This window comes from Dermatophilaceae bacterium Soc4.6 (genome assembly GCA_039889245.1).
Taxonomy (GTDB): Bacteria; Actinomycetota; Actinomycetes; order Actinomycetales; family Dermatophilaceae; genus Lapillicoccus.
On the sequence record JAZGVH010000002.1, the window covers coordinates 1,243,293 to 1,256,576 of the forward strand.

At 72.3% G+C, this 13,284-nt stretch carries 13 protein-coding genes and 1 tRNA gene; 4 read left to right on the plus strand and 10 right to left on the minus strand.

What is annotated here, in order from left to right; translation table 11 throughout:
- Window positions 1-7: 7 nt before the first annotated feature.
- The 3 genes from V3N99_05765 to V3N99_05775 all read right to left on the minus strand — a co-directional run bounded on the left by V3N99_05765 (window position 8) and on the right by V3N99_05775 (window position 4,052).
- Window positions 8-913, minus strand: a complete 906-nt coding sequence (locus V3N99_05765; GenBank protein ID MEO3936253.1) for an NAD(P)-dependent oxidoreductase — start codon at window positions 911-913, stop codon at window positions 8-10.
- A gap of 6 nt (window positions 914-919) precedes the next feature.
- On the minus strand, window positions 920-2,617 hold the full coding sequence (locus tag V3N99_05770; GenBank protein MEO3936254.1) for a ribonuclease J: 1,698 nt from the start codon (window positions 2,615-2,617) through the stop codon (window positions 920-922).
- Window positions 2,618-2,807: 190 nt separating this feature from the next.
- On the minus strand, window positions 2,808-4,052 hold the full coding sequence (locus V3N99_05775) for a CaiB/BaiF CoA-transferase family protein (GenBank protein MEO3936255.1): 1,245 nt from the start codon (window positions 4,050-4,052) through the stop codon (window positions 2,808-2,810).
- 93 nt (window positions 4,053-4,145) lie between these two features.
- Here V3N99_05775 and V3N99_05780 point away from each other — a divergent pair, with 93 nt between their 5' ends.
- Window positions 4,146-5,363, plus strand: coding sequence for an MFS transporter (locus tag V3N99_05780; GenBank protein ID MEO3936256.1), 1,218 nt, complete (start codon window positions 4,146-4,148; stop codon window positions 5,361-5,363).
- 54 nt (window positions 5,364-5,417) lie between these two features.
- Here V3N99_05780 and V3N99_05785 read toward each other — a convergent pair whose 3' ends face one another.
- On the minus strand, window positions 5,418-6,782 hold the full coding sequence (locus V3N99_05785; GenBank protein ID MEO3936257.1) for a cystathionine beta-synthase: 1,365 nt from the start codon (window positions 6,780-6,782) through the stop codon (window positions 5,418-5,420).
- 191 nt (window positions 6,783-6,973) lie between these two features.
- Between V3N99_05785 and V3N99_05790 the strand changes: the two genes are divergently transcribed.
- Both V3N99_05790 and V3N99_05795 read left to right on the plus strand, forming a co-directional pair.
- A complete protein-coding gene (locus tag V3N99_05790) occupies window positions 6,974-8,050 on the plus strand; it encodes an SGNH/GDSL hydrolase family protein (protein MEO3936258.1) in 1,077 nt (358 codons plus the stop codon).
- Between the two features lie 186 nt (window positions 8,051-8,236).
- On the plus strand, window positions 8,237-9,460 hold the full coding sequence (locus V3N99_05795; GenBank protein ID MEO3936259.1) for an acetyl-CoA C-acetyltransferase: 1,224 nt from the start codon (window positions 8,237-8,239) through the stop codon (window positions 9,458-9,460).
- A 295-nt stretch (window positions 9,461-9,755) separates the two neighbouring features.
- Here V3N99_05795 and V3N99_05800 read toward each other — a convergent pair whose 3' ends face one another.
- The 4 genes from V3N99_05800 to V3N99_05815 form a co-directional block, all read right to left on the minus strand.
- Window positions 9,756-10,043 (minus strand): hypothetical protein, encoded by a 288-nt coding sequence (locus V3N99_05800; GenBank protein ID MEO3936260.1) that lies wholly within the window; start codon window positions 10,041-10,043, stop codon window positions 9,756-9,758.
- A gap of 23 nt (window positions 10,044-10,066) precedes the next feature.
- On the minus strand, window positions 10,067-10,918 hold the full coding sequence (locus tag V3N99_05805; protein ID MEO3936261.1) for a Bax inhibitor-1/YccA family protein: 852 nt from the start codon (window positions 10,916-10,918) through the stop codon (window positions 10,067-10,069).
- 135 nt (window positions 10,919-11,053) lie between these two features.
- Entirely contained in the window at window positions 11,054-11,575 is a 522-nt protein-coding gene (locus V3N99_05810) for a gamma carbonic anhydrase family protein (protein ID MEO3936262.1), read from the minus strand.
- 33 nt (window positions 11,576-11,608) lie between these two features.
- Window positions 11,609-11,682, minus strand: a tRNA-Leu gene (locus V3N99_05815).
- 60 nt (window positions 11,683-11,742) lie between these two features.
- Between V3N99_05815 and V3N99_05820 the strand changes: the two genes are divergently transcribed.
- Window positions 11,743-12,132, plus strand: a complete 390-nt coding sequence (locus V3N99_05820) for a VOC family protein (GenBank protein ID MEO3936263.1) — start codon at window positions 11,743-11,745, stop codon at window positions 12,130-12,132.
- 25 nt (window positions 12,133-12,157) lie between these two features.
- On the opposite strand, the gene V3N99_05825 is transcribed toward V3N99_05820, so the two are convergent.
- Together V3N99_05825 and V3N99_05830 are read right to left on the minus strand one after the other, a co-directional pair.
- Window positions 12,158-12,691 carry a peptide deformylase gene (locus V3N99_05825; GenBank protein ID MEO3936264.1) on the minus strand — a complete coding sequence of 178 codons (534 nt, stop codon included), beginning with the start codon at window positions 12,689-12,691 and terminating at the stop codon, window positions 12,158-12,160.
- Window positions 12,688-13,218, minus strand: a complete 531-nt coding sequence (locus V3N99_05830; GenBank protein ID MEO3936265.1) for an ACT domain-containing protein — start codon at window positions 13,216-13,218, stop codon at window positions 12,688-12,690. The genes V3N99_05825 and V3N99_05830 overlap by 4 nt, the downstream gene beginning before the upstream one ends.
- Window positions 13,219-13,284: the final 66 nt, after the last annotated feature.

Consider the following 13,284-nt stretch of genomic DNA (forward strand, 5'->3'; position numbering starts at 1 on the left):
CAGCGTGCTAGCGGATCCCCGCCCCCGGATCGGGCAGTACGTCCCGCCACGAGTGCTGCGGCTCGTAGCCGAGCAGCCGGCGGGCCTTGTCGATCGAGTAGAAGGTCTCGTCGCGCCCCATCGGCCGCCGCAGCTCCACCCCGTCGTAGAAGCGGGCCCGGACCTCGTCGGTGGTCGCCGCGACCGACAGGTCGGCGTTGGCGACGTTGAAGACCTCGTAACCGAGACCGTCGACCTCGAGGCAGCGAGCCACCAGCTGGCCGAGGTCACGGGTGTCGATGTAGGCGAAGACGTTGCGCCGCCGCAGCGCCGGGTCCGCCAGGAACGCCGGGAACATCTCGGCATACTCGTGCGGCTCGATCACGTTGTTGATCCGCAGCCCGTAGACGTCGGCGCCGGTGCGCGCCTGGAAGGAGCGGGCGGTGACCTCCCCCGCCACCTTCGACATCGCGTACGAGTCCTCGGGCACCGTGGGGTGCTCCTCGTCGACCGGCACGTAGAGCGGTCGCCGCTCGCCCTGCGCGAAGCAGATGCCGTAGGTCGTCTCGGACGAGGCGAGGACGACCTTGCGCACCCCCAGCCGGGTCGCAGCCTCGAGGACGTTGTAGGTGCTGAGCACGTTGGTCGCATACGTCCGCGCGTCGGAGGTGAGCAGGATCGCGGGCACCGCCGCGAAGTGCACCACCGCGTCGTATGAAGGCGCCTGCGCCGGCTCGAGCTCCTGTGCCCTCGCCAGCCCCGCGAGCGCCGAGTAGGTCTCGCCGAGGTCGGTCAGGTCGACCCGGAGGTCGGCGACGGACGGGTGACCCAGCGGGACGAGGTCGGCGTTGGTGACCGCGTGGCCCTGGTCGGCGAGGTGGGCCGCGACGTGCTTGCCGGCCTTGCCGCTGCCGCCGGTGAAGAAGATGCGCACGGGTGCTCAGGCGTCGACGATGACCGGGATGACCAGCGGGCTGCGGCGATGGGTGCGGTTGGCCCAGCCCGACAGCGCCCGACGCACGAGGTCCTCGATCTGCGCGAGGTCGTCGATGCCGTCCTTGGTCGCCTTGGTCAGCGCCTGCTGGATCGACGGCGTGGCCGCCGAGAAGTCCATCAGCTCGGGCGGGAAGCCGTGCGCCAGGTAGTCGGGCGGCTCGGTCAGTGCGCCGGTGTCGGGGTCGACGATGCACACGACGGTGACCACGCCCTCCTCGGCCAGGGTGCGCCGCACGTGCAGGGTCTCCTCGGTCGCGCCCCCGACGGTCATCGCATCGACGTAGACCAGCCCGGCGGGCACCGTGCCGGTGATCGTGGCCCGGCCGTCGACGAGGTCGATGACGCTGCCGTCCTGGGCGATGAGCACCCGGTCGGCGTCGATGCCGGTGCGGATGGCGATGTCGGCGTTCGCCCGGAGGTGACGCCACTCGCCGTGCACGGGCAGCACGTTCTTGGGCCGGATGATGTTGAAGCAGTAGGCGAGCTCGCCGGCACTCGCGTGGCCGGAGACGTGGACCTTGGCGTTGCCCTTGTGCACCACGTTGGCGCCCCAGCGGGTGAGCTCGTTGATGACGTGGTAGATCGCGTTCTCGTTGCCCGGGATCAGCGAGCTGGCCATCAGCACGGTGTCGCCGGCGGTGATGCTGACCTGGTGGTCGCGGTTGGCCATCCGGGCGAGGGCTGCCATCGGCTCACCCTGCGAGCCGGTGGCCACGATCGTCACCTGGTCGGGCCGCAGGCGGTCGAGCGCGCGCAGGTCCTTGACGACCAGCCCGTCGGGGATCGTGAGGTAGCCGAGCTCGCGGGCGATGCCCATGTTGCGCACCATCGAGCGCCCGACGAACGCGACCTTGCGGTGGTGGCGCTGGGCGGCGTCGAGGATCTGCTGGATGCGGTGCACGTGGCTGGCGAAGCTCGAGACGATGACCCGCCCGGTGGTGGTGCGGAAGACCGTGTCGATCGCCGGGGCGAGCTCGCCCTCCGAGACGGTGAAGCCGGGGACCTCGGCGTTGGTGGAGTCGACGAGGAAGAGGTCGACCCCCTCCTCGCCCAGCCGGGCGAAGGCGCGCAGGTCGGTGATCCGACCGTCGAGGGGGAACTGGTCCATCTTGAAGTCGCCGGTGCACAGCACGAGGCCCGCCGAGGTGCGGATGGCCACAGCCAGACCGTCGGGGATGGAGTGGTTCACCGCGACGAACTCGCAGTCGAAGGGACCGAACGGGCGCCGGTCACCCTCGGTGACGACGACGCTCACCGGCTTGATGCGGTGCTCGACCAGCTTGGCCTCGAGCAGGGCCAGGGTCAGGCGGGAGCCGACCACGGGGATGTCGGGACGCTCGCGCAGCAGGTAGGGCACCCCGCCGATGTGGTCCTCGTGACCGTGGGTGAGCACGATCGCGTCGACCTTGTCGAGCCGGTCACGGATCCAGGTGAAGTCGGGCAGGATCACGTCGACACCGGGCTGGTGCTCGTCGGGGAAGAGCACCCCGCAGTCGACGATGAGCAGGCGCCCGGCGTGCTCGAAGACGGTCATGTTGCGACCGATCTCGCCGAGCCCGCCGAGGGGCACGACGCGGAGGCCGTCCCGCGGAAGCGGCGGGAGGGTGTCGCCGCTGCGCCGGCGTGGCCCGCGGCGGCTCATCGCCCGACTCCCGCCCCGGGCAGGGGGCACGACGGCGAGAGGGGGGCGTGCTGCGGGGTGCTCACGGGATTCTCCGATGACTCAGGACAGGGGTGGGAGGGCTCGGGGCGACGTGCCGGGGCCCTTCAGTTTCCCCCATCTTGGCAGGACCGGGACGACGGGCGGTCACGCGGCCTCCGTGGTGGCCCCCTCAGCCGCGCACGACCCCCTCGGAGACGAGGGCTTCGACCCGCTCGGGTGACAGGCCCATCGCGGCGAGCAGGTCTCGCGTGTGCTCTCCGTACGTGGGGCTGGCGTGCCGCAGCGTCGTGGGGGTGCCCGACAGCTTGAGCGGCGATCCGAGCGTGCGCAGGGGGCCGAGCCGGCTGTGCGGCAGGTCCACCACCATGTCGCGCGCCAGGACCTGCTCCTGGGCCAGGGCCTCGGGCACCTCGTGCACCGGCCCCGCCGGCACCCCGGCCTCCTCGAGCAGCTGCGCCCACTGCGTGGACGAGCGGGCGAGGAAGGCCGCCTCGACGAGCGGGAGGAGCTCGTCGCGGTGGCGGACCCGGTCGGGGTTGGTGGCGAACCGCGGGTCGTCCGCGAGGTGGCCCAACCCCACCACCGGCGCGAACCGACGCCACAGCGAGTCGTTGCCCACGGCCACCATGAGGTCGCCGTCCGAGGTCCGGAACGACTGGTAGGGGACGATGTTGGGGTGGGCCGAGCCGTGGCGGTGCGGCCGCTCGCCCGTCGCGAAGAAGTTCTGCGCGGCATACGTCAGCCACGACATCTGGCCGTCGAGCAGGGCGATGTCGACCTGCTGGCCCTGCCCGGTGGCCTCGCGCGACCGCAGGGCCGCGAGCACGCCGATGGTCACCCACATCCCGGCGCCGAGGTCGGCGGAGGCCACGCCGAACCGCACCGGCTCGCCGCCCGCCGGGCCGGTGATGCCCATCACCCCGGACATGGCCTGGGCGATCGCGTCGTAGCCCGCCCGCGTGCTCTCGGGGCCGGTCTGCCCGAAGCCGCTGACCGACCCGTAGACCAGCCGCGGGTTGAGGGCCGACAGCTGCGGCCACCCCAGGCCGAGACGCTGCGCCGTGCCCGGACGGAAGTTCTCGAGGACGACGTCGGCGCTGACCGCGAGACGGCGCACGAGACCCCGCCCCACCTGCGCCTTGAGGTCGACCGCGAGGGAGCGCTTGTTGCGGTTGACCGAGTGGTAGTAGGCCGCGTCGTCGCCCTGGAACGGCGGCCCCCAGCGGCGGGTGTCGTCACCGCCGTGGGTGTCCTCGACCTTGATGACGTCGGCTCCGAGGTCGGCCAGCACCATCGACGCGAAGGGGCCCGACAGGATGCGGGTGAGGTCGAGGACCCGCAGCCCGGCCAGCGCCCCCTCGTGGTGGGCCCAGGCGGCCTCGACGTCGAGGTCGTCGTCCGGAGTCGTCGGCATGCGCCACCTTCCCACAGGGCACCGGCTCCCTCCGCCGACCCTCCCTGTCGGCGGCGCGGGAAGAGGGGCGGGCGGGTGGCTGTTGGCCACCGCGTGAGCACTGACGCCGAGCGACCAGCGATCCCCGGCGAGCTCAAGGTCCTGGTCGCAGCGGCGTTCGTGATCGCCATCGGCTTCGGCCTGGTGTCGCCCGTGCTGCCCGCCTACGCCCGCAGCTTCGACGTCGGCGTGGCCGCCGCCTCCCTCGTGGTGTCGGCCTTCGCCTTCTTCCGGCTGGTGTTCGCCCCCGCGGGCGGGGCGCTGGTGACCCGCCTCGGCGAGCGACCCGTCTACCTGACGGGCCTGCTGATCGTCGCCGCATCGTCCCTGGCGACGGCGTTCGCCGGCTCCTACGCGCAGCTGCTGGTGCTGCGCGGCCTCGGAGGCATCGGCTCGACGATGTTCACCGTGTCGGCCCTGGCCCTCCTGGTGCGGCTGTCACCACCGGCCATTCGCGGGCGCGTCTCGTCGGCCTACGCGAGCTCGTTCCTCATCGGCGGCATGGTGGGGCCGGTGGTCGGTGGGGCGCTGGCGACCTTCGGCCTGCGCCTGCCGTTCATCGCGTATGCCGTCGCGCTGGTCCTGGCGGCGGCGCTGGTGGCCGTCCGGCTGAACGGTGCCTCGCTGCGGCCACCACCGGACCAGCCCGTCCTCCCGCCGATGCGCCTGTCGGAGGCGCTGGCTCACCACTCCTACCGGGCGGCGCTGGCCAGCGCCTTCGCCAACGGCTGGTCCAACTTCGGGGTGCGCGTAGCGGTGCTGCCGCAGTTCGCCGTGGCCCTCTACGACGCCACCTGGGTCGCCGGGGTCGTGCTGGCGGTCGCCGCGGTGGGCACTGCCGCCACGCTGCAGGTCTCCGGACGGGTGGCCGACACGCGCGGTCGGCGCCCGCTGGTGGTCGTCGGGCTGCTGGTGACCGCGGTGGGGCTGGGCCTGATCGGCCTCAGCAGCGACCTCGCCGTGCTGCTGCTGCTGTCGGCGGTGAGCGGGGTGGGCGCGGGCCTGGTCAACCCCGGCCAGCAGGCCACCGTGGCCGACGTGGTCGGCTCGGACCGCCGCGGTGGCCCGGTGCTCGCGACCTTCCAGATGGCGCAGGACGCAGGGGCCATCGTGGGGCCGGTGCTGATCGGTGTGGTCGCCGACCGGGCCGGCTTCGCCTGGGCCTTCGGGCTGACCGGAGTGGTCAGCCTGCTGGCGGTCATCCCCTGGCTGAGCGCCCCCGAGACGCTGGTGCCCAGCCCGACAGCGGGGCCACCCGCTCCGGCTGGGTAGTCGAAGAATCACCCCTCCCGCCGCGTGGAGGGGTGATTCTGCGACTACCTGAGGTCAGTCGCTGAGGAAGCCGAGCAGGTCGGCCCGGGTCAGGACCCCGACCGGCTTGCCGCCGTCGACCACCAGGATCGCGTCGGCCCTCTCGAGCTCGGCCCGCGCGACCGCGACCTTCTCGCCGGCCCCGACGAGGGGCAGGCCCGGCTCCATGTGCGTCTCCACCGCGTCGGCCAGGTGCGCCTGCGAGGTGAACAACAGCTCGAGCAGGGTGCGCTCGCTCACCGAGCCCGCGACCTCGCCCGACATCACCGGGGGCTCGGCCTTGACGACCGGCATCTGCGAGACGCCGTACTCGCGCAGGATGTCGATGGCGGTGCGGACGGTCTCGGCCGGGTGGGTGTGGACCAGTGCCGGCAGGGCGCCGGACTTGGTGCGCAGCACGTCGCCGACGGTGGTCTCGACGGTGTCGTGCAGGAAGCCGTAGGACGCCATCCACTCGTCGTTGAAGATCTTGCTCATGTAGCCACGGCCCGAGTCGGGCAGCAGGACCACGACGACCGCCTCGGCGGGCAGGTCCTTCGCGGCCCGCAGCGCCGACACGACCGCCATGCCGCAGGAGCCCCCGACGAGCAGGCCCTCCTCGCGGGCCAGGCGCCGGGTCATCGCGAACGACTCGGCGTCGGAGACGGCGATCACCTCGTCGACGACCGAGGGGTCGTAGGCGCCGGGCCAGAAGTCCTCGCCGACCCCCTCGACGAGGTAGGGCCGACCGGTGCCGCCGGAGTAGACCGACCCCTCGGGGTCGGACCCGATGATGCGGACGGCGCCGCCCGACACCTCCTTGAGGTAGCGGCCGGTGCCGCTGATGGTGCCGCCCGTGCCGACGCCCGCGACGAAGTGGGTGATCTCGCCCTCGGTGTCGGCCCAGATCTCGGGGCCGGTCGACTCGTAGTGGCTGTTGGGGCCCTCGGGGTTGAAGTACTGGTTGGGCTTCCACGCGTTGTCGATCTCGCGCACGAGCCGGTCGGAGACCGAGTAGTAGGAGTCAGGGTGGTCGGGCTCGACTGCCGTTGGGCAGACGACCACCTGGGCTCCGTAGGCCTTGAGGACGTTGCGCTTGTCCTCGGCCACCTTGTCGGGGCAGACGAAGACGCAGGAGTACCCGCGCCGCTGGGCCACCAGGGCCAGGCCGACGCCGGTGTTGCCGGAGGTCGGCTCGACGATGGTGCCGCCGGGCTTGAGCTCACCCGAGGCCTCGGCGGCGTCGATCATCCGCAGGGCGATGCGGTCCTTCACCGAGCCACCGGGATTGAGGTACTCCACCTTGGCGAGCACGGTGGCGGCGATGCCCTCCGTGACGGCGGAGAGCTTGACGAGGGGGGTGCCCCCAACGAGTTCGGAGATGTGCTCTGCATACTTCACTACGCCATCCTCGCAGACGAGGGGGATCGGCTGGACGGACCATAGTGGACAAAAGGGACTCTCGTTGTCGGTGGCGCCAGCTACCGTGAAGAACGGGTCCCCACCGGCCGACGACGGCCGCGGACCACCAGGCATCGACGACTGGCCGTCACGGGCGGTCACGGGCGGGCACGAGCGAAGGGGCAGGGGCGATGGGCAGAGCACGCAGGGCGCGGAACATCGCCCAGGTCGCGGCCTACGGTGGAGGCTTCGGGGTGGCCGGCATCGGCGCCATCGGCGCGATCGGCTACGGCGTCATCAAGGTCGAGGCCACCCTGGCCCGCCGCTTCATCGGGCAGCCCTTCGACGGCTCCCCCGACGACAACGGGCTGTATGGCGCCGGCTCGTCACCACCGATCGAGCTGCTCGTGCTCGGTGACAGCACCGCGGCCGGACAGGGCGCCGACCACCCCTCGCAAACCGTGGGCGCCCTCCTCGCCAACGGCGTCTCGGCCTTCTCCGGCCGGCCCGTCCACCTGACCAACGTCGCTGTCGTCGGTGCCGAGTCCAGCGGTCTCGAGCTGCAGGTCATCAACGCCCTCGACGCGGTGCCGCGCCCCGACGCCGCAGCGATCCTCATCGGCGCCAACGACGTCACCCACCGCATCGACAAGTCGGTCGCTGTCCGCCACCTCGGCGACGCCGTGAGGCGCCTGCGCGAGGCGGGCGCAGAGGTCGTCGTCGGCACCTGCCCCGACCTCGGCACGCTCGAGCCGGTCGGCCAGCCGCTGCGCGCGCTGGTCCGGCGCTGGAGCCGCGACCTCGCGGCCGCGCAGATCGTCGCGGTCGTCGAAGCCGGCGGGCGCACCGTCTCGCTCGGAGACCTCATCGGGCCCGAGTTCGCCAGCGCACCGCGAGAGATGTTCAGCAAGGACCGCTTCCACCCCTCACCCGCCGGCTACGCCCGCGCCGCCTCGGCGATGCTGCCGTCGGTGTGCGTCGCGCTCGGACTCTGGGCCGAAGAGCCCGCCAGCGGGACCGACTGGCGTCGCGGCGACACGGTCGGTCCGGTCTCGCTCGAGGCCACCCGGGCCGTGCGCGAGCCCGGCACCGAGGTCAGCGCCACCGAGATCGGCGGCCGAGCGCGTGGGCCGCGGGGTCGGTGGGCGATCGGGCTGCACCGGCCGAGGCGCCCCATACCGACGCACGCGGGTGACGGGGTCGACGCGCCTGCTCCGGCCACGGCGGGGGGCTCAGAGGCCCGGGGACCGGCAGCGTCGGGCGGCTAGCTGAGCTGCTGGCGGCGGTTGCCGAAGGGTACCGGCTGCCCGGGCCCGCACGCGGGCCTGACCGGTGACCCGGCGCACACCCGGACGGCTACCCCGGGAGGGGATGCTCGGCATACCATCGGTGGTCGGCACTAAGCGCCCGCTTAGTAGCTCGACAGCCGACACCGTCGTCCGAGGAGGACCCCCGTGACCGAAGCCGTCATCGTCTCGACCGCCCGCAGCCCCATCGGGCGCGCGTTCAAGGGGTCACTGAAGGACATCCGCCCCGACGACCTGTCCGCGCAGGTCCTCAAGGCCGCGCTCGACAAGCTGCCGGGGCTCGACCCGCACGACATCGACGACCTCTACTGGGGCTGCGCGGAGCCCTCCGGCCGCCACGGGTCCAACCTGGCGCGCGTCGTCGCGGTGCTCGCCGGCTACGACCAGGTCCCCGGCGCCACGGTCAACCGCTTCTGCTCCTCGAGCGTGCAGACGACCCGCATGGCCTACCACGCGATCAAGGCCGGCGAGGGCGACGTGTTCCTCTCCGGTGGCGTCGAGTGCGTCTCGCAGTATCTCGGCTTCTCCGGCGCCGGTGGCGCCGAGGACACCACCAAGAACCCGGCTTTCGACGAGGCGCAGGCGCGCACGGTCGCCACGGCGCAGAGCAACGCGACCTGGACCGACCCCCGCCTCGACGGCCTCCTGCCCGACGTCTACATCGCCATGGGTCAGACCGCGGAGAACGTCGCCACCTCGCGTGGGATCTCACGCCTGCGCCAGGACGAGTGGGGCGTCAGCAGCCAGAACCGCGCCGAGGCCGCCCTCGCCAAGGGCTTCTTCGCCGACGAGATCACCCCGGTGACGCTGCCCGACGGCAGCGTCGTCAGCAAGGACGACGGCCCGCGCGCCGGCGTCACCCTCGAGGCGGTGCAGGGCCTCAACCCCGTCTTCCGCCCCGACGGCACCGTGACGGCCGGCAACTGCTGCCCGCTCAACGACGGCGCCGCCGCCGTGGTCGTCATGAGCGACACCAAGGCCAAGGCGCTCGGCCTGACGCCGCTCGCCCGCGTCGTCTCCACCGGCGTCTCGGCCCTCTCGCCCGAGATCATGGGCCTCGGCCCGATCGACAGCACCCGGCAGGCCCTCGCCCGCGCCGGGATGACGGTCGCCGACCTCGACCTCTACGAGATCAACGAGGCCTTCGCCGCTCAGGTGCTCGGCAGCGCCGACGAGCTCGGGATGGACTTCGACAAGCTCAACGTCAACGGCGGAGCGATCGCCCTCGGCCACCCCTTCGGGTCGACCGGTGCGCGCATCACCACGACGCTGCTGCACAACCTGGCCGAGCGCGACGGCACCTTCGGCCTCGAGACGATGTGCGTCGGTGGTGGCCAGGGCATGGCCATCATCTACGAGCGCCTCAGCTGACCGACCCGGTTGAAGCAGGGCCCGTTCCCCGGGGTGGGGGGCGGGCTCTGGGTGTTCGTCGGCCGTGTGGGGCGAGGCGATCGACGGAACGCCGGTAGCGGGGTGATCCCCCGCTCCAGAGCGCGACCGATCACCCCGTTGGCGGTTCTTCCCTCAGAAGCCCGACGGGTTCCGGGGTAGGACGTCGCCCGGTGGAGCGACGGACCGCTCCGCTGGCGTACCGGGGTAGAACGCCGATGCAGGGGAGTCGGCGCCGGCAGGAACAGTCACCGGCCGCAGCGACCCCGACCCGGCATCACAGGGCCCGGCGCAGCTGCGTGAGCCTCTCTGGGATGCCGGCCACGGCCGCCGCACAGGCGTCGTGGACCACGACCGCGAGCTGGTCAGGCAGGACGTGCGGCCCGAGGTCCGGCACCGGGACCTGAGCGCCGCTCTCGCGGGCGAGATCGCCGACCAGGGCGCGCATGGGGAGCGCACCGACCTCGGACTGCACCGGTGTCATCGTGCGCCACCGCTCGAGCACCCGACGCAGCTCCGCCGAGACCTCCTGGGACACAGGCGATCTCGGCGGAGAGGTGGTCATACGAGTGTGACGCCCGGACTCGGTCAGTCGCGCAGGCGGGCGAGCAGCCGGACGATCTCGATGTAGAGCCACACCAGGCTGACGATGAGGCCGTGGGCCAGCAGCCAGGAGTACTTCTCGGGCACCTGCATGCGCACGGCCGTGTCGATGCTGTCGAAGTCGATCGCGAGCGAGTAGGACGCGAGCCCGACACCGAGGATCGAGATGCCGATGCCGAGCATGCCCGAGCCGCCGAAGCCCCAGCCGTCGGTCCAGCCGGCGAAGAGGCCGATGACGTTGACCAGGCTGAAGAGCAGGTAGCCCATGGCCGCCATGCCGAAGATGCGACGCGACTTGCTCGTGACCTTGATCAGGCCGACCTTGTAGCCGACGAACATGCCGGCGAAGGTGGCCAGCGTCGCGACGATCGCGGTCGGGACGATGCCGGCATACTGCGGCGTCTGCTCGATGACCCGGCTGAAGGCGCCGAGGAAGGCACCCTCGAAGACCGAGTAGAGGACGATCAGCGGGACGCTGACCGACTTCATGAACGCGATCGCGAGGCCCACCCCGAGACCGAGCAGCATGCCGCCGATCCAGACGGGCATGGTCAGGTCGGGGCTGCCCTGGGTGACGAACCACGAGGTGGTCGCGCTGACCATGACGACGGCGAAGAGGCCGAGGGTCTTCATGACGACGTCGTCGAGGGTCAGGCGCCCGGTCTCGCGGGGACCGGCGGAGGCGCCCCGGTAGATGGTGTCGAGATCCTGGGGGGACAACGGTGCCTGCTGGCCGGGGAGGGGGCTCGTCGCGGTGCCGCCGCGGCCGAACCCGGCGTACCCGTCGCTCTTGACCTTCTTCTCGAACCGCGAGAACACCGGGTTGTTGCCGGCCATCGCTTCTCCTACTTCCGCGTGCTCAGGTGCTCGGATCGAGCACTCGTCAACAGATCTACGTACGGCGGGTCCGTGGTGTTCCCGCGTCTCGAGAGCAGTCTGGCAGGCGGGGCCGACAGGGCTCGACCGAACGGGTCAACCGGCGGCTTCGTTGGCCTCGCGGTGCAGCCGGGCGAGCTCGACGTAGAAGACGCCGTTGGCCCGCACCCCCGCCACCGCGTCGTCGTCGAGCTCGCGGCGGACCTTGCCCGGGACGCCGGCCACCAGCGAGCGGGGCGGCACGACCATCCCCTCGGGAACCACCGCCCCGGCGGCGATCAGGCAGTCGGTGCCGATGACGGCGCCGTTGAGCACCGTCGCGCTCATCCCGACCAGGGTGCCGTCGCCGACGGTGCAGCCGTGGAGCACCGCCCGGTGACCCACCGAGACGCCCTCGCCGATCGTCGTCGGGAAGCCGGGGTCGGTGTGCACGACCACACCGTCCTGCAGGTTGCTGCCGGGCCCCACGACGATGGGCTCGAACTCCGCGCGCAGCACGGCGCCGTACCAGAGGGAGGAGTCGGCCTCGAGCCGCACGTTGCCGATGACCGTGGCGCTCGGCGCCACCCAGGCGGCGGGGTCGACGGCGGGGGTGTGGTCCTGGAACGGGAGCAGCATCGCTCTCCTCTGGTGGTGGGCTCGGGTGGTGGGTGCCCCCGACGAGACTCGAACTCGCAACCCAGCGATTTTAAGTCGCCTGCCTCTGCCGGTTGGGCTACGGGGGCGCGCCAACTCTAGGTGCTCGCCCCCTGCCACGAGCGGGGTTCCGGTGACACGCTGGGGTCATGATCGATCACCTGGGTGTGCAGGCTGGCGACGTCGAGGCCGCCCTGTCGTTCTACGTCACCGTCTTCGCGCCGATCGGGATGCGGGAGGCGATGCGCTCCCCCACCGACGACCAGCCGGTCGTGGGCATCGCGGGCGCCGACGGCTTCCCGCACTTCTGGCTGAGCGGGGCGCCTCCCGGCACGCGGCACGAGGCGCACCTCGCCTTCACCGCCCCCGACCGTGCCGCGGTCGACGCGGTGCACGCGGCCGCGGTGGCCGCTGGCTACGAGGTGCTTCACCCTCCGCGGGTCTGGCCGGAGTACCACCCCGGCTACTACGCCACCTTCGTGCGGGACCTCGACGGCAACAACGTGGAGGCGGTTCACCACACCTTCGGCCCTGCGTAGGGGACGAGCAGCCCCCCGCGGGACGTCAGAGGTAGGTGCGTCTGGCGTGGACCGCGCCCGGGCCGGGCACGCGGTCGAGGAAGAGCAGGCCGTCGGTGTGGTCGATCTCGTGCTGGAGCGCGACGGCCTCGAAGGCGTCGGTGACGACCTCGACCCACTCACCCGTGACCGGCAGCTGGCCGCGCACGGTCAGGCGCCGGGCCCGGGCGACGTCGCCGGTCAGGTCGGGCACCGACATGCAGCCCTCGCGCCCCTTCTCGCGCCGCGACGAGGTGACGACGTCGGCATTGGCGAGCACGAACGAGCCGTGGCAGGTGCGGGTCTTGCCGTGCCCCGTCACGTCGACCGAGAAGATCCGCCAGGCGACACCGACCTGTTGGGCGGCGAGGCCGACGCAGCCGGGCGAGACCTCCTGGGTCGCGAGCAGGTCAGCGGCCAGCTGCACCACGTCTGGCGCCGTCGGGTCGACCCGGGCACCCGGCTGCGACAGCACGGGGTCGGGCGCCTCGACGACCGTGAGCACCCGGCCAGACGGCAGGGCCGGCATCGACCAGGTCACAGCAGGTCGTCGTCGACCGGGTCGAGGTGCACGTCGACCCCGAGGCTCTCGGCCGCCGCGGCGAGCTCCTGCTCGAGCCGCGCCGGGGTGGCGTCGGCCGGCAGCACGAGCTCGGCGGTCAGCACGTAGAGCCCGCGCGAGAGCCGGGTGCCGAGGTCGACGATCGTCGCGCCGTGGCCGGCCACCACCCGGGTGACGGCGGCCACGATGCCCGGCCGGTCGGCCCCGTGGACGCGCAGCGTGAAGGCCGCACCTCCGGGCCCCGAGGGTGGGGTCTGCGGCATCGCGCGCACGTCGACGACGAGCGAGCCGTCGACGACGAGCCCGGCGAGCGCCTGCTCGAGGTCGCTGACCGGGTGGGTGGTGCGCACGAGCACGACCATGGCGAACTGCCCGCGCAGCAGCGTCATCGTCGAGTCCTCGAGGTTGCCCCCGAGGCCGGCGAGGGCGGCCGTCACGTCGGAGACGATGCCGGGTCGGTCGGCGCCGAGCACCGTGACGGCGAGGACGGGGGGGTCGGAGGTCACGGTCGCCCAGACTAGCCCTCGCACCGGTGGGACCGGCGGCCGTGACGAGCCCGACACCCGCAGGAG

Coding starts and splice junctions, on each gene's coding strand:
- V3N99_05770 (MEO3936254.1), bottom strand. CDS start 2,617: ATGAGCCGCCGCGGGCCACGCCGGCGCAGCGGCGACACCCTCCCGCCG.
- V3N99_05775 (MEO3936255.1), bottom strand. CDS start 4,052: ATGCCGACGACTCCGGACGACGACCTCGACGTCGAGGCCGCCTGGGCC.
- V3N99_05790 (MEO3936258.1), top strand. CDS start 6,974: ATGGGCAGAGCACGCAGGGCGCGGAACATCGCCCAGGTCGCGGCCTAC.
- V3N99_05800 (MEO3936260.1), bottom strand. CDS start 10,043: ATGACCACCTCTCCGCCGAGATCGCCTGTGTCCCAGGAGGTCTCGGCG.
- V3N99_05805 (MEO3936261.1), bottom strand. CDS start 10,918: ATGGCCGGCAACAACCCGGTGTTCTCGCGGTTCGAGAAGAAGGTCAAG.
- V3N99_05810 (MEO3936262.1), bottom strand. CDS start 11,575: ATGCTGCTCCCGTTCCAGGACCACACCCCCGCCGTCGACCCCGCCGCC.
- V3N99_05820 (MEO3936263.1), top strand. CDS start 11,743: ATGATCGATCACCTGGGTGTGCAGGCTGGCGACGTCGAGGCCGCCCTG.